The 14,384-nt window shown below is 75.0% G+C and carries 16 protein-coding genes; 6 read left to right on the top strand and 10 right to left on the bottom strand.

The genetic code is table 11. From position 1 onward, the window contains the following. Positions 1 to 1,103, top strand: a 1,103-nt coding sequence (locus AR3_RS22415; RefSeq protein ID WP_067916518.1) for a Dyp-type peroxidase, incomplete at its 5' end; no start/stop codon positions are given. Positions 1,104 to 1,200: 97 nt separating this feature from the next. On the opposite strand, the gene AR3_RS22410 is transcribed toward AR3_RS22415, so the two are convergent. Next, positions 1,201 to 1,785, bottom strand: a complete 585-nt coding sequence (locus tag AR3_RS22410; RefSeq protein ID WP_067916517.1) for a hypothetical protein — start codon at positions 1,783 to 1,785, stop codon at positions 1,201 to 1,203. A gap of 156 nt (positions 1,786 to 1,941) precedes the next feature. Between AR3_RS22410 and AR3_RS22405 the strand changes: the two genes are divergently transcribed. Beyond that, entirely contained in the window at positions 1,942 to 3,696 is a 1,755-nt protein-coding gene (locus AR3_RS22405) for a CocE/NonD family hydrolase (protein ID WP_067916516.1), read from the top strand. A gap of 209 nt (positions 3,697 to 3,905) precedes the next feature. Then, complete coding sequence (locus AR3_RS22400) at positions 3,906 to 5,165, top strand: YeeE/YedE family protein (RefSeq protein ID WP_227023005.1); 1,260 nt, start codon at positions 3,906 to 3,908, stop codon at positions 5,163 to 5,165. 62 nt (positions 5,166 to 5,227) lie between these two features. Here AR3_RS22400 and hisF read toward each other — a convergent pair whose 3' ends face one another. From hisF to AR3_RS22365, 8 genes are all read right to left on the bottom strand, one after another. Continuing rightward, positions 5,228 to 5,992 carry an imidazole glycerol phosphate synthase subunit HisF gene (gene hisF / locus AR3_RS22395; protein WP_067916514.1) on the bottom strand — a complete coding sequence of 255 codons (765 nt, stop codon included), beginning with the start codon at positions 5,990 to 5,992 and terminating at the stop codon, positions 5,228 to 5,230. A 10-nt stretch (positions 5,993 to 6,002) separates the two neighbouring features. Further along, positions 6,003 to 6,722: a bifunctional 1-(5-phosphoribosyl)-5-((5-phosphoribosylamino)methylideneamino)imidazole-4-carboxamide isomerase/phosphoribosylanthranilate isomerase PriA gene (gene priA / locus AR3_RS22390; RefSeq protein WP_067916513.1), complete on the bottom strand. Its 720-nt coding sequence runs from the start codon at positions 6,720 to 6,722 to the stop codon at positions 6,003 to 6,005. 78 nt (positions 6,723 to 6,800) lie between these two features. Then, positions 6,801 to 7,442, bottom strand: coding sequence for an imidazole glycerol phosphate synthase subunit HisH (gene hisH, locus AR3_RS22385; protein WP_067916512.1), 642 nt, complete (start codon positions 7,440 to 7,442; stop codon positions 6,801 to 6,803). Further along, entirely contained in the window at positions 7,439 to 7,609 is a 171-nt protein-coding gene (locus tag AR3_RS31230; protein ID WP_169803872.1) for a CG2302 family histidine operon protein, read from the bottom strand. Before AR3_RS31230 ends, hisH begins: the two co-directional genes overlap by 4 nt. A gap of 2 nt (positions 7,610 to 7,611) precedes the next feature. After that, positions 7,612 to 8,205, bottom strand: coding sequence for an imidazoleglycerol-phosphate dehydratase HisB (gene hisB / locus AR3_RS22380; RefSeq protein WP_067916511.1), 594 nt, complete (start codon positions 8,203 to 8,205; stop codon positions 7,612 to 7,614). Further along, positions 8,202 to 9,290, bottom strand: coding sequence for a histidinol-phosphate transaminase (locus AR3_RS22375; protein WP_067916510.1), 1,089 nt, complete (start codon positions 9,288 to 9,290; stop codon positions 8,202 to 8,204). Before AR3_RS22375 ends, hisB begins: the two co-directional genes overlap by 4 nt. Beyond that, positions 9,287 to 10,603, bottom strand: coding sequence for a histidinol dehydrogenase (gene hisD / locus AR3_RS22370; protein WP_067916509.1), 1,317 nt, complete (start codon positions 10,601 to 10,603; stop codon positions 9,287 to 9,289). The genes AR3_RS22375 and hisD overlap by 4 nt, the downstream gene beginning before the upstream one ends. Before the next feature lie 101 nt (positions 10,604 to 10,704). Continuing rightward, entirely contained in the window at positions 10,705 to 11,502 is a 798-nt protein-coding gene (locus tag AR3_RS22365; RefSeq protein WP_067916508.1) for a PhzF family protein, read from the bottom strand. Between the two features lie 207 nt (positions 11,503 to 11,709). Here AR3_RS22365 and AR3_RS22360 point away from each other — a divergent pair, with 207 nt between their 5' ends. Together AR3_RS22360 and ybaK are read left to right on the top strand one after the other, a co-directional pair. Further along, positions 11,710 to 12,372 (top strand): LON peptidase substrate-binding domain-containing protein, encoded by a 663-nt coding sequence (locus AR3_RS22360; protein WP_067916507.1) that lies wholly within the window; start codon positions 11,710 to 11,712, stop codon positions 12,370 to 12,372. A 107-nt stretch (positions 12,373 to 12,479) separates the two neighbouring features. Beyond that, entirely contained in the window at positions 12,480 to 12,995 is a 516-nt protein-coding gene (gene ybaK / locus AR3_RS22355) for a Cys-tRNA(Pro) deacylase (RefSeq protein WP_067916506.1), read from the top strand. Here ybaK and AR3_RS30770 read toward each other — a convergent pair. Then, complete coding sequence (locus AR3_RS30770) at positions 12,876 to 13,457, bottom strand: hypothetical protein (RefSeq protein WP_146150193.1); 582 nt, start codon at positions 13,455 to 13,457, stop codon at positions 12,876 to 12,878. The genes ybaK and AR3_RS30770 overlap by 120 nt on opposite strands. Before the next feature lie 179 nt (positions 13,458 to 13,636). On the opposite strand from AR3_RS30770, the gene AR3_RS22350 reads away from it, so the two are divergent. Beyond that, positions 13,637 to 14,356: a DUF6882 domain-containing protein gene (locus tag AR3_RS22350; RefSeq protein WP_067916522.1), complete on the top strand. Its 720-nt coding sequence runs from the start codon at positions 13,637 to 13,639 to the stop codon at positions 14,354 to 14,356. The last annotated feature ends 28 nt before the right edge of the window (positions 14,357 to 14,384 follow it).

Here is a 14,384-nt window from a genome sequence, read left to right as displayed (position 1 = left end):
CCGCCGCGGCCTGCCGCGCCGACCGCCGCGCCGACCGGCCCGCCGCGCCCGCGCGGACCCCCGACGTCGTGCCGTTCCACGGCGCGCACCAGGCCGGCATCGCCACCCCTCCGCAGGTGCACGCGGTGTTCGTCGCGTTCGACCTGCGCCCCGGCACCGACCGGGCCGCGCTCGGACGGCTCATGCGGCTGCTCACCGACGACGCCCGCCGTCTCACCGCCGGCCGCCAGGGCCTGGCCGACGCCCAGCCCGAGCTCGCCGACCGGCCCGCGCGGCTCACCGTCACCTTCGGGTTCGGGCCCGGCCTGTTCGCCAAGGCGAAGCTGCGGGACCGGCAGCCACGGCTCGACCTGCCGCGCTTTTCCATCGACCGGTTGGAGGACCGCTGGAGCGGCGGCGACCTGCTCGTCCAGCTGTGCGCCGACGACGCCGTCACCCTGGCCCACGCGCTGCGTCTGATCGTCAAGGACGCCCGCGACTTCGCCGCCGTGCGCTGGACCCAGCGCGGGTTCCGCCGCAACCAGCCCGCGGGCCAGACCCAGCGCAACCTCATGGGCCAGCTCGACGGCACCGTCCAGCCCGCCGACCTGGACAAGGCGGTGTGGATCAGTGACGGGCCGGAGTGGCTGCGCGGCGGAACCGTCATGGTCCTGCGGCGCATCAGCATGGACCTGGAGAAGTGGGACGAGGCCGACGAGGGGGCCAAGGCGTTCGCCGTCGGCCGCGACCTGCGGACCGGGGCCCCGCTCACCGGGAAGGCCGAACACGACGAGCCGGACTTCACGGCCAAGGACGAGCTCGGCTTCCCGGTCATCTCCGACAACGCCCACATCCGCCTCGCCCGCGCGGCCGACCCGGCGCTGCGCATGCTGCGACGCGGCTACAACTACGACGAATCGATCAGCCGCGACGGCGTCGCCGACTCGGGGCTGCTGTTCGTCTCCTACCAGGCGGACCTGCACCGCCAGTTCGTCCCGGTCCAGCGGAGGCTGGCCGCCTCCGACCTGCTCAACCTCTGGACCACGCCGGTCGGCTCCGCCGTCTTCGCGCTGCCTCCGGGCTGCGGCCCCGGCGGCTGGATCGGCGAGACCCTGCTGGCCTGACCGGACGCCCCGTCGCGCACGCCCTGTCGCGGACGCCCTGTCGCGGACGCCCTGTGGCGGGCGCCCTGCGGCGGGCGCCCGCGACGGGGCCCCGGGCTCAGGGCAGGCCGTAGGCCAGGCGGCGCCGGGTCAGCCGCCGGCGCACGAAGATCACCACGAAGCCGACCGCCCCGGCGCCGGTCATCGCCAGGGCCGCCAGCACGGCCAGCCCCAGCAGGCCGTGCACGGCGTCGTCCGGCGCGATCATCAGCCGGGGCGCGTCGCCCGTGCAGACGAGCCGGGTCGGCCCGGACACCGGCGCCCGGAACGAGGCGGCGTAGCGGTAGCCGGCCCGCTGTGCGGCGGCCCACGGGTCGCTCCTGGTCAACGCCAGCGGAACCGACGCCGTCCCGAGCGCGACCTCGCAGGAGGCCGGCGCGTGCGCACCCCTCGGCACGTACAGCAGGTAGCGGCGCCCGGCGACCAGGTCCGGGCGCTTGTGCCCGCGCCCGTCGATCACGACCGGGTCGGCCTGGGCGGCCTTGGAGGCGTCCCAGCTCACGGCGAGCACGACCGCCAGCCCGGTCACCGCGGACAGCACCAGCGCCACGGGCAGGGCGTACCACGCGGCGGCCGGGCGGACCGCCGGCGGGCCCGCGCTGCGCAGCGGCGAGCGCGTCGGCGAGTTGTGACCGGCCCACATCGTCGCCCTCCCGAACCCGTGCTCGTGCGGCGGCGTCCGCCGCCATCCCCGATCCCCGTCTTTACCTGCCCAAATCCTCCGACCCGTCACGTTTCACGATGACGTTTCAACGGCTACCGTGATTACTAGGCAGTAGCCACGAGAAGCGGAGCACCCATGGCCCTCAGGGACCACCTTGATCGACTGCCGCCCCTGCCGACGGCGCCGATCCGCCTGCCCCGGTCCCTCCACCCCCGCTACACGGTCGAGCGCGACATCCCGGTGCCGATGCCGGACGGGGTGGTCCTGCTGGCCGACCGGTACGTCCCGCGCGGCGCGCGCCGCCCGCCCACCGTCCTCGTGCGCACGCCGTACGGACGGCGCGGGCCCGCCGCCGTGATGGCCGGCCTGCCGTTCGTGCCGTTCGGGTTCCAGCTGCTGGTGCAGAGCGTGCGCGGCACGTTCGGGTCGGGCGGCGAGTTCGACCCGCTCGGCCACGAGCGCGAGGACGGGCTGGCGACCGTCGCCTGGATGCGCGAGCAGCCGTGGTTCGACGGGTCGTTCGCCGCCTACGGGGCCAGCTACCTGGGCTACTCGGCGTGGGCGCTGGCGGCCGAGGCCGGGCCCGAGCTGAAGGCCATGGCGCTGCAGGTCACCGCGTCGTCGTTCCGGGAGGCCGCGTACGTGGGCGGCTCGTTCGCCCTGGAGTCCACGCTGGGGTGGACGGAGCTGACCCGCCGCCAGACCTCGGCGTTCGGCCCGCTCGCCGGCCCGCTCGGCCTGATCGCCGGGCCGATGCTGTCGCGGCGCCGCGCCCTGCGGGCGGCCCGCTCGCTGCGTCCGCTGGCGGAGCTGGACGTGCTGGCCGGCGGCGAGCCGATGCGCTTCTACCGGGACCTGCTCGCCAACCACGAGTCGGGCGCCGAGTACTGGCGGCGCCGCGATTTCAGCGGCACGGTCGGCCAGGTGGCGGCGCCGGTGCGGCTGCTGGGCGGCTGGTACGACGTGTTCCTGCCCTGGGAGCTGCGGGACTACCTGGCGCTGCGGTCCGCCGGGCACGAGCCGTACCTGACGATCGGGCCCTGGTGGCACGCCGACGCCCGGCACGGCCTGGTGGCGCTCCGCGAGTCGCTGGCGTGGTTCAAGGCGCACCTGCGCGGCGACTTCTCGGGGCTGCGGGCCAACCCCGTCCGCCTGTACGTGACCGGGGCGCGGGAGTGGCGGGACTACCGCGACTGGCCGCCTCCCGGCATGCGGCGGGAACGCTGGCACCTGCACGGGGGCGGCGGGCTCGGCGAGGACGGCCCCCAGGACAGCAGGCCCAGCACGTACCGCTTCGACCCGTCGAATCCCACGCCCGCCCTGGGCGGGCCGTCGCTGCTGGGGTCCTCCAAGCCGGTCGACAACCGCCCTCTGGAGAAGCGCCGGGACGTGCTGGTGTTCACTTCCGCCGTGCTGCGGCACGACCTGGATGTCATCGGCCCCGTCACCGCCGACCTGTTCGTCCGGTCCAGCCGGCCGTACACCGACTTCATCGTCCGGTTGTGCGACGTGTCGCCCGACGGCACGTCCCGCAACGTGTGCGAGGGCGGCCTGAGGGTCGCCCCCGACCATCCGACCGCCGGCACGCCGGTGGGCACGGACGGCGTGCGGCGGGTGGCGGTCGACCTGTGGCCGACCGGGCACCGGTTCCGCCGCGGCCACCGGATCCGCGTGCACGTGACCAGCGGCGCCTACCCGAAGGTGGCCGCCAACCCCGGCACCGGGGAGCCGCTGGCGACCGCGGCGTCCCCCGGCCTGCCCGCCGACCAGGAGGTCTTCCACGACCCCGACCACCCGTCGGCGATCCTGCTGCCCGTCGTCGAACGCTCCCCCGAGGCCGCCGTCGCCGACCCCGACGCGGAGAATTCATCCGCTTTCGGGGTGTCTTGATACTCTTGTCGGCTGTGATCGGTGTGACGACGTCGCTGCGCATGGTGCTGTTCACCATGGCGCTGGCCTGCGTCGACGACGGCCTGTGTCGCGCCTGAGCGCCTCCCCCGCCCTCCCTCTTCGCTGAGCCGACTCCCCCGATCGTCTCCCCATGCCCGGCCGCGCACCCCTTTCCCCTGTTCCGCGCCCGGAAATGTCTGGAGTTGCCTGTGACGACCCTGGTCCCCTCACGCCTTCTGTCCCCCGCCGTCACCTCCTCCCCGCCCCCGGAGGCGCCGCCGGCGCCGCCCGTGCGCCGCGTACCGCTCCTGGTCGCCTCCCTCGTCTCCGTGGCCCTCACCGCGTACGTGTGGACGCGGCACGGGGCCAAGCCCGGCGTCCTCCTGCTGCTGGGATTGGGCCTGGGAGTGGCCCTGTTCCACTCCCGGTTCGGATTCACCTCCGCGTGGCGGCAGCTCATCGCCGTGGGCAACGGCACCGGCCTGCGCGCCCACGCCCTGCTGCTCGGCGCCACCGCCACGCTGTTCGCGCTGATCATCGGCACCGGCACCGGGCTGTTCGGGTCGACCCCCGCGCCGTCCTCGGGCGACCTGGGCGTCGGCGTGGTCGCCGGGGCGTTCCTGTTCGGCGTCGGCATGCAGCTCGGCGGCGCCTGCGCGTCCGGCACCCTGTTCGCCGTCGGCTCCGGGCAGTCGGCGATCCTGCTCACCCTCGGCGGGTTCGTCGCCGGGTCGATCCTCTACACCTGGCAGTACGACCTGGTGCGCGACCTGCCCGCCGTGCCGGGCGTGGTGATGGCCGACCACATCGGCTGGTTCGGCTCCTGGGCGGTCACGATCGCCGCGCTGGCGGGCGTGGCGGCGCTGACCCGCGTCGTACAGGCCCGCCGCACCCCGCCGCCGGTCGGCGCGGTGCCCACCGCCCGCGGCGCGCTGCGGATCGTCCGCGGATCCTGGCCGCCGGCCGCGGGGGCGGTCGCGCTGGCGGTCCTCGGCGCCGGCGTGCTGCTGGTGTCCGGCGGCCCCTGGGGCATCACCAGCGCGTTCGCGCTGTGGGGCGCCAAGCTCCTGCAGGCGGCCGGTCTGCACCCGGAGCACTGGACGTACTGGCAGGAGGCCAGGAACGCCAAGATGCTGGCGGGCCCGGTGCTGGCCGACAAGAACAGCCTCACCGACATCGGGATCATTCTCGGCGCCGCCGTCGCCTCGGCCGCCGCGGGCGCCTGGACGCTGCACCGCCGCCTGCCGTGGCGCACCGCCGTCGCGTCCGTGCTGGGCGGCGTGCTCATGGGGATCGGCGCCCGGCTGGCGGGCGGCTGCAACATCGGCGCCTACCTGGCCGGGATCGCCTCCGGCAGTCTGCACGGGTGGCTGTGGGGCGCGGTCGCCCTCGGCGGCACCTGGGTCGGCCTGCGCGCCCGCGCCCTGTTCGGCCTCGCCAACCCCACGCCCCGCGACGGCGTCTGCTGACCGGCGCCCGCCGCGCCGCGCGGCTTCGGGCGGCGCGGCGCGCGGTCACGCGCGGACGACGGTCAGCGGACGGGATGGCCGGCGGCGCGCAGCGCGTCCTTGACGGCCGAGATCGTCAGATCGCCGAAGTGGAAGACGCTGGCGGCCAGGACGGCGTCGGCGCCCGCCGCCACGGCCGGCGCGAAGTGCTCCAGCGCCCCCGCGCCCCCGCTGGCGATCACCGGCACCGAGACGGCCTCGCGGACCCGGCGCAGCATCTCCAGGTCGAACCCGGCCTTGGTGCCGTCGGCGTCCATGGAGTTGAGCAGGATCTCCCCCACGCCCAGCTCCTCGCCGCGCCGCGCCCACTCCAGCGCGTCGATGCCGGTGCCGCGGCGGCCGCCGTGCGTGGTCACCTCGAACCCGGACGGCGTGCCCTCGGCTCGGCGGGCGTCCACCGACAGCACCACGCACTGCGACCCGAACCGGTGCGCGGCCTCGCGCAGGAACTCGGGACGGGCGATGGCGGCGGTGTTCACCGCCACCTTGTCGGCGCCGGCGCGCAGCAGCCGGTCCACGTCCTCGACGGTGCGCACGCCGCCGCCGACGGTGAGCGGGATGAACACCTGCTCGGCGGTGCGGCGCACCACCTCGTAGGTGGTGGACCGGTCGGCGCTGGACGCGGTGATGTCCAGGAAGGTCAGCTCGTCGGCGCCCTCGGCGTCGTAGCGGCGCGCCAGCTCGACCGGGTCGCCCGCGTCGCGCAGGTTGCGGAAGTTGACGCCCTTCACCACGCGCCCGGCGTCCACGTCCAGGCACGGGATGACGCGCACGGCGACCTTGCTCACGCGAACCGCCTCACTTCACGGCCTCCAGGGCCTCCTCCAGCGTGAACGCCCCCGCGTACAGCGCCTTGCCCACGATCGCGCCCTCGACGCCCTCGGGCACCAGGGCGGCGATCTCGCGCAGGTCGTCCAGGGACGCCACCCCGCCGGAGGCGATCACGGGCTTGTCGGTGCGGGCGCACACCCGGCGCAGCAGGTCGATGTTGGGGCCGCGCAGGGTGCCGTCCTTGGTGACGTCGGTGACGACGTAGCGGGGGCAGCCGTCGTCCTCCAGCCGGTCGAGCACCTCCCACAGGTCGCCGCCCTCGCGGGTCCAGCCGCGGGCGGCCAGCACGTCGCCGCGCACGTCCAGCCCCACCGCGATCTTCTCGCCGTGCGAGGCGATGATCTTCCGGCACCACTCGGGGTTCTCCAGCGCGGCCGTGCCGATGTTGACGCGGGCGCAGCCGGTGGCCAGGGCCGCCTCCAGGGACTCGTCGTCGCGGATGCCGCCCGACAGCTCCACGTTCACGTCCAGCCGTCCGATCACCTCGGCGAGCAGCTCGCGGTTGGAGCCGCGGCCGAACGCGGCGTCCAGGTCGACCAGATGGATCCACTCGGCTCCCGCCCGCTGCCAGGCCAGGGCGGCCTCCAGCGGGGCGCCGTAGGAGGTCTCGGTGCCCGCCTCGCCCTGGACCAGGCGGACCGCCTGGCCGTCTGCGACGTCGACTGCCGGAAGGAGCGTGAGTGTCATGGACGAAACCCTATCGATGCGGGTGGAGATCAATGCAGGTGGGAAGCGATGCAGGTGGAAAGCGGCGGCGCGGGGCGGTCAGCCCAGCGTGGACAGCCAGTTGCGCAGCAGCTCGGCCCCGGCGTCGCCGGACTTCTCCGGGTGGAACTGGGTGGCGCACAGCGGCCCGTTCTCCACTGCGGCAACGAACCGGTCGCCGTGCTCGGCCCAGGTCACCAGCGGCGGCGCGAGCCGTCCCGTCGGGTCGGGCTCGAGCTCCCAGCGGCGCACCGCGTAGGAGTGCACGAAGTAGAACCGGGTGTCCGGGTCCATGCCGCGGAACAGCACCGTACCCTCGGGGGGCTCGACGGTGTTCCAGCCCATGTGCGGCACGACCGGCGCGTTCAGCCGTTCCACCACGCCGGGCCACTCGCCGCAGCCCTCGGTGGTGACGCCGTGCTCGATGCCCTTGGCGAACAGGATCTGCATGCCGACGCAGATGCCCAGCACGGGGCGGCCGCCCGCCAGCCGCCGCCCGATGATCTGGTCGCCGCGCACCGACCGCAGCCCTGCCATGCACGCGGCGAACGCCCCCACCCCGGGGACGACCAGCCCGTCGGCGGCCAGCGCCGCGTCCCAGTCGGCGGTGACCTCGACGTCCACGCCGTGCCGGGCCACCGCGCGCTCGGCCGAGCGCAGGTTGCCCGAGCCGTAGTCGAGGATGACGATTCTGCGGGTCACAGGTAGAGCACCCCCGCGGTCGCGGCGAGCGCCATCAGCACGAACACCACCGCAGCGGCGATCTTGAGCCCCTGGCGGAGGAAGCTGATGACGCCCATGAGCAGGAACACGGCCAGCCCGAACAGCGCGACGTTGCCGTAGGTGAAGTGCAGGCCGCCGATCTCCACGGCTACAGGGCCCCCTTGGTGGACGGGATGCCGTGCACCTTCGGGTCGAACGCGACGGCGTCGCGCAGCGCCCGCGCCAGCGCCTTGAACTGGGCCTCCACGATGTGGTGGGCGTTGCGGCCGTACGGGACGTGCACGTGCAGGCAGATCTGGGCGTTGAAGGCGAACGACTCCAGCACGTGCCGGGTCATCGTGGTGTCGTAGTCCGGGCCGATCATCGGCGCCATGCCGTCGGGCTCGGAGTGCACCAGGTACGGGCGGCCCGCGATGTCGACGGTGACCTGGGCGAGCGCCTCGTCCAGCGGGACGGCGGCGCTGGCGAAGCGGCGGATGCCCGACTTGTCGCCGAGCGCCTGCCGGAACGCCTGACCGAGCGCGATCGCGGTGTCCTCGATCGTGTGGTGGCCGTCGATGTGCAGGTCGCCGGTGGTCTTGACGGTCAGGTCGAACGACCCGTGCTTGCCGAGCTGGGCCAGCATGTGGTCGAAGAAGCCCACCCCGGTGGCGACGTCGACCCGGCCGGTGCCGTCCAGGTCGATCTCCACCAGGACCTCGGTCTCCTTGGTCCCCCGCTCGACGCGTCCGGTGCGGCTCACAGAATCTCCTTGAATGCGGTGCGGAAGGCGGCCATCTCCTCGGGCGTGCCGACGCTGACCCGCAGCCACTCGGGCGGGCCGACCTCGCGGATCAGCACGCCCCGGTCGAGCAGGCCCTGCCAGATCCGCCGCCGGTCGGGGAAGGTGCCGAACAGCACGAAGTTGGCGTCGGAGTCGGCCGCCGTGAGGCCCTCGCGGCGCAGCCAGGCCACCAGGTCGTCGCGTTCGCGGCGCAGCAGCTCGACGGTGGCCAGCAGCTCGTCGCCGTGGGCGAGGGCCGTGCGGGCCACCGCCTGGGTCACCGCCGACAGGTGGTACGGCAGCCGCACCAGCAGCAGCGCGTCCACCACGGCGGGGTCGGCGGCCAGGTACCCCAGGCGGGTGCCGGCCATCGCGAACGCCTTGGACATGGTCCGCGTGACGATCAGCCGCGGGCGGCCCGGCAGCAGCGTCAGCGCCGACGGGCTCCCCTCGCGGCGGAACTCGGCGTACGCCTCGTCCACCACCACCATGCCGGGCGCCGCGTCCAGCACCGCCTCGATCACCTTCGGCGGCAGCGCGGTGCCGGTGGGGTTGTTGGGCGAGGTGAGGAACACCACGTCCGGCCGGTGCCGCTCGATCGCCGCGACGGCGGCGTCGGGGTCGATGCCGAAGTCCTCGTCGCGGTGGGCGTTCACCCAGGCGGTGGCGGTCACCCGGGTGATGATCGGGTGCATCGAGTACGACGGCTCGAAGCCGAGCGCGGTGCGCCCCGGCCCGCCGAACGCCTGCAGGATCTGCTGGATGATCTCGTTGGAGCCGTTGGCGGCCCACACGTGCCGCGCGGTCAGCCCGGCGCCGGGGGTGTCGGCGTTGAGGAACGCCGCCAGGTCCTCGCGCAGCGCCGTCGCGTCGCGGTCGGGGTAGCGGTTCAGGCCCGCGGCGGCCGCGGCCGCGGCCTCGCCGATCGCCTTCACCAGCCGCTCGGACGGCGGGTAGGGGTTCTCGTTGGTGTTGAGCGCGACGGGCACGTCCAGCTGCGGCGCGCCGTAGGGCTCCCGGCCGCGCAGGTCGTCGCGGATGGGCAGGTCGGCCAGAGACGTCACCGCTCCACCTCCGGGATCGTCCAGCCGAAGCGCGCCTTGAGGGCGGCGCCGTGCGCGGGCAGGTCCTCGGCCTCGGCGAGCGCGACGACCCGGGCGGTGGCCTCGGCCAGGGCGTCGCGGTCGTACTCGACGACGTGGATGCCGCGCAGGAACGTCTGCACCGACAGCCCCGAGGAGTGGCAGGCGCACCCGCCGGTCGGCAGCACGTGGTTGGAGCCGGCCAGGTAGTCGCCCAGCGACACCGGCGCGTGCGTCCCGATGAAGATCGCCCCGGCGTTGCGGACGCGCGCGGCGACCTCCCGGGCGTCGGCGGTGTGGATCTCCAGGTGCTCGGCGGCGTAGGCGTCCACCACCCGCAGGCCGGCCTCGATGTCGTCGACCAGCACGATGCCGGACTGCCGGCCGGCCAGCGCCTCGGTGATCCGCTGGACGTGCCGGGTGCGGGCGACCTGCGCCTTGAGCTCCCGCTCCACCGCGTCGGCCAGCTCGGGCGCGTCGGTGACCAGCACGGCGGCGGCGAGCGTGTCGTGCTCGGCCTGGCTGATCAGGTCGGCCGCCACGTGCACCGGGTCGGCGGTGCGGTCGGCGAGGATGGCGATCTCGGTCGGGCCCGCCTCGGAGTCGATGCCGATCACGCCCTTGAGCAGCCGCTTGGCGGCCGCGACGTACACGTTGCCCGGCCCGGTCACCAGGTCGGCGCGGGGGCACTCGGCGGTGCCGTAGGCGAACATCGCGATCGCCTGGGCGCCGCCGACCGCGTACACCTCGTCCACGCCCAGCAGCGCGCACGCCGCCAGGATCGCCGGGTGCGGCCGGCCGCCGAACTCGCGCTGCGCGGGCGAGGTGACCGCCAGGGACTCGACCCCGGCCTCCTGGGCGGGCACCACGTTCATGACCACGCTGGACGGGTAGACGGCCCGCCCGCCCGGCACGTACAGCCCCACGCGCCGCACCGGCACCCACCGCTCGGTGACGGTGCCGCCGGGCACGACCCGCGTGGTGACGTCGGCGCGGCGCTGGTCGCGGTGCACCAGGCGGGCGCGGCGGATCGACTCCTCCAGCGCGTCCCGCACGGCCGGGTCGAGGGCGTCGAGGGCCTCTTGGAGCGCCTCCGCCGGGACCCGGGCGGACTCCAGGTCCACCCCGTCGAACGCCAGGGTGTGCTCCCGCACGGCCTCGGCGCCCCTATGCCGCACGTCCTCGCAGATCGGCCGCACCTTCTCCAGGGCGGCCTCGACGTCGAGTTCGGCGCGGGGCAGCACGTCGCGCAGGTCGTCCGGAAGGGAACCGCGCAGGTCGATACGGGAAATCACCCGTCCAGTCTACGGAGTGCCGCGGTTCCCCGACGCCACGTCTCACGCACCGAGACGCCCAGGTCAGGGGCGTTTTCGCGGGGTCCGCCGGGTGGCCGATATCACCCTCGGAGGGTGCCGTCGAGGACGGTGACGGCGTGCCCGACCAGCGACACGCGGTCGCCGCGCACCACCGTCCGCACGTCGCCGCCGCGCGCGGACGCCTGGTGGCCGAGCAGGTCGTCGCGGCCGAGCTCCGCGCTCCAGTACGGGGCCAGCGCGCAATGGGCCGAGCCGGTCACCGGGTCCTCGTCGACGCCGACCGCGGGGGCGAAGACGCGGGAGACGTAGTCGTGCCGGGAGCCCGGGGCGGCCGGGGCCGTGACGATCACGGTGCGGACGTCCAGCCGCGCGAGCGCGGCGATGTCGGGGGCGAGCGCGCGGACGGCCGCCTCGTCCGCGACCCGCGCGAGCAGGTCCGGCTGGGCGTTGCGGCCGACCCACGAGATCGTCGCGCCGAGCGCCGCGGCCAGCCCCTCGGGTTCGTCCACTCGCTCGGGCGGGGCGGCCGGGAAGTCCATGGCGAGCGCGCCGCCGTCGGCGCGCGTCACGGTGAGCACTCCGCTGCGCAGGGTCCGGAACCGGATGGGCCGGTCGGGCGGCACCGTGCCCGTCTCATACAGCGCGTGCCCGCTCGCCAGCGTGGCGTGGCCGCACAGCGCGATCTCCACCGTCGGCGTGAACCACCGCAGCTCGAACTCCTCGCCCACGGGGCGGACGAACGCCGTCTCAGAGTGCCTCATCTCGGCCGCCACCCGCTGCATCCAGGCGGGGTCGGCGGCCTCCTCCAGCAGGCAGACGCCCGCGGGGTTCCCGGCGAACGGACGATCGGTGAACGCGTCGACGACCAGCATCCTCATGCCCGCACGTTAGCCGCCTCGGGCGGGACGGCGTCACGGCCGGTCGCGGGCAGCGGCCCGCTTCAGGGCGCCGCCGGGCTTCAGACTGTGAGAATCCGGGGCGTTTGTGATCACCCGCGCCGGACGTAGTCTGGCCCCGTGGGCGCCGCACGGCGTCAGGGGCGCACGGTGAGAGCCTCCAGGGGCCGGAGGCGACCGGGAGGAACGGTGACCGAACGGCTTCCCCTGTTCCCGCTGAGGACGGTGCTCTTCCCGGGCCTGGTGCTGCCGCTGCACCTGTTCGAGGAACGCTACCTCATGCTGGTCCGCGACCTGCTGGAGCGGCCCGAGCCGCGGCGGTTCGGCGTGATCGGCATCGAGCTGGGCCACGAGGTGGGCGCCGAGTCGGTGCGCCGCCTGGCGGGCGTGGGCTGCGTCGCCGAGGTGCGCGCCGTGAGCCCGCGCCCCGACGGGCGGTACGACGTCGTCACGGTCGGCGGCCGCCGCTTCCGGCTCGAGCGGGTCGACCGGACGATGCCCTACCTGTGCGCCGACGTGGAACTGCTGCCGGAGGAGGAGGGCGCGGGCGCCGGGCCGCTGGCGCACCGGGTGCGGCTGCTGTACCAGCTGTACCGGCACCGGCTGGCCGCGGCGGGCGCGGAGGTCGCCGAGCCGGTGGACCTCCCCGAGGACCCGGTGCGGCTGTCGTACCTGATCGCGGCCGCGGTCGTGCTGGACGGGCCCGAGAAGCAGCGGCTGCTGGAGGCCGAGGACGCGGCGCGGCGGCTGCGCCTCGAACGGGAGCTGCTGGTGCGCGAGACCCGGCTGCTGGACATGCTGCCCACGGTGCCCGCCGGGCAGTTCCTGGACCACGCCGTCCACCCGAACTGAGCCGCGCCGAACCGAGCCGCGCCGAACCGAGCCGCGCTGAAACAGAGGCGGCGGGGCCGGGCGGAAACCCGCGTGCGCCGCTGGGACGTGATCGGCAGACTGGCCGCATGAGCTCAGCCAGGTCCTCGTCCGGGAGGAAGGCCAAGGCCGGCGGCACTCCGGCGACCGCGGCGGCCGCCCGGGCGGACATCGACTTCACGCTGCACGCCTACGAGGTCGACCCCCAGGCGGACAACTACGGGCAGGCCGTCGCCGACGCCCTGGGCGTGCCGCACGAGCGGCTGTTCAAGACGCTGGTGGCCGAGGTGGACGGCAGGCTCGCCGTCGCCGTGGTGCCGGTGTCGGCCACGCTGGACCTCAAGGCGCTGGCCGCGGCGGTCGGCGGCAAGAAGGCGCGCATGGCCGACCCCGCGGACGCCGAACGCGCCACCGGGTACGTGGTGGGCGGCATCAGCCCGCTCGGGCAGCGGCGCCGGCTGCCGACCGTGGTGGACGCCTCCGCGTCAGGGTTCGCGACCGTCTACGTCTCGGCCGGCCGGCGCGGACTGCAGATCGAGCTGTCCCCGGGGGACCTGATCCGCCTCACCGGCGCCGCCGTCGCCCCCGTCGCCCGCGCCGGGTAGCCGCCGGACGACCGCTTCGGCCGCGCCGTAGGCGGCCACGGCCAGCAGCGGCCAGAACACCAGCACGCCGGTGGCGCGCAGGTCGGCCACGCCGGTGACGGTGCGCCCGTCGGGCGCGCCGCGCAGCGCCCGCTCGTACTCGGCCAGCCCCACCTGGTGGCCGACGCGCCACGCCAGCAGCGCGGCCGCCAGCCCGCCCAGGGCGAGGCCGAACAGCAGGGGGATGTCGTTGCCGCGCCCTCCGGCCAGGTAGGCCAGCAGTCCGCAGATCAGCCCGGCCGCGGCCCCGACCAGCGCGAACGTCCCGTCGACGGCGATCGGGCCCTGGCCTTCGGGGTCGGCCGGCAGCACCTGCCCGCGGAAGACGACGTAGGTCACGTCCGGGGCGAGCCGCGCCCACAGCAGCCCGGCGGGCACGCCGAGGAGGGCGACGAGGACGGTGACGACCGCACAGGTCCGCAAGGCACTCCCCGACGGTCGCCGCACCTCGTACGCTCCCTGGTATGGCCGTGCGTCCCCTTGGCGAGACGTGATGTCTCCTGACAGCGAAAGCCTAGCCTGCCAGGTGTGGGCAAACGACAGTCGTGTGGTGTCCGATTCCCGCCCCAGAGCGGCCGTCTCCCTGGGATAATGTGCCCGACATGTCCGGATTCAGCCCCGCGTTCCAACGCCTCGGCGCCGCCCTCGCGGCGGTCGTCCTCCAGCAGCAGGAGACCCTCGCCGAGTTCCTGCCCCGCGAGGACTGGAGCGCCGACCTGACCGCCCGCACCTACACCAGCGGCGGCGTCACGGTCCGGGTGTCGCTGCTCGGCAGCTACGCCGTCCGCGAGCGCACCTGGCTGTGGGGCTGGGCCAACCCGCAGTTCGGCGAGCGGCATCCGTCCGTCGAGCCGACCCTGGTCATCCGCGCCCTGGGGGAACGGCTCGGCATCCCCGAGTTCACCACCCCCGAGATCGACCTGTCCTGGTACACCGGCCCCGCCGGCCACGGCGGCGAGCTGATCGCCATGGCCGCCGGCGGCGTGCTGGGCGGCGGCGGCTACATCGGGGCGGGCTACGACGGCGGCTCGGCGTACCTGCACGTCGACGATCCGCAGGCGCCGCCCGCCGCCTGGGACCCGGTGCCGGTGCCGCGGCTGCTGGCGAACGCCGTCAGCCTCTTCCCCCACCACCCGCAGCTCACCCTCGCCCGGCTGCTCAGCCACCACCGCGTGCCGTTCCGCGAGGCGCCCGGCCTGACCGAGGCGCGCCTGCCCGACGGCGGCGTGGCCCGGGCCCGCTTCGACGACCTCGGCCGCTTCGTCGACTGGCAGGCCGAGCATTCCGCCCCCGCGCCGTCGGCGACGCCCGTCACGCCCTGACGCCGCCGACGCGCGGGCCGCGAGCGGC

It is taken from the genome of Actinomadura rubrobrunea NBRC 15275, from assembly GCF_001552235.1.
Classification (GTDB): Bacteria; Actinomycetota; Actinomycetes; order Streptosporangiales; family Streptosporangiaceae; genus Spirillospora; species Spirillospora viridilutea.
This window is presented reverse-complemented; position numbering and strand designations above follow the sequence as displayed.

Bases quoted from the DNA above. Each gene is read 5' to 3' on its own strand.
- ybaK (WP_067916506.1), top strand. From the start codon at position 12,480: ATGAGCTCAGCCAGGTCCTCGTCCGGGAGGAAGGCCAAGGCCGGCGGC.
- AR3_RS22350 (WP_067916522.1), top strand. From the start codon at position 13,637: ATGTCCGGATTCAGCCCCGCGTTCCAACGCCTCGGCGCCGCCCTCGCG.
- priA (WP_067916513.1), bottom strand. From the start codon at position 6,722: ATGACACTCACGCTCCTTCCGGCAGTCGACGTCGCAGACGGCCAGGCG.
- AR3_RS22410 (WP_067916517.1), bottom strand. From the start codon at position 1,785: ATGTGGGCCGGTCACAACTCGCCGACGCGCTCGCCGCTGCGCAGCGCG.
- AR3_RS22365 (WP_067916508.1), bottom strand. From the start codon at position 11,502: ATGAGGATGCTGGTCGTCGACGCGTTCACCGATCGTCCGTTCGCCGGG.
- AR3_RS22405 (WP_067916516.1), top strand. From the start codon at position 1,942: ATGGCCCTCAGGGACCACCTTGATCGACTGCCGCCCCTGCCGACGGCG.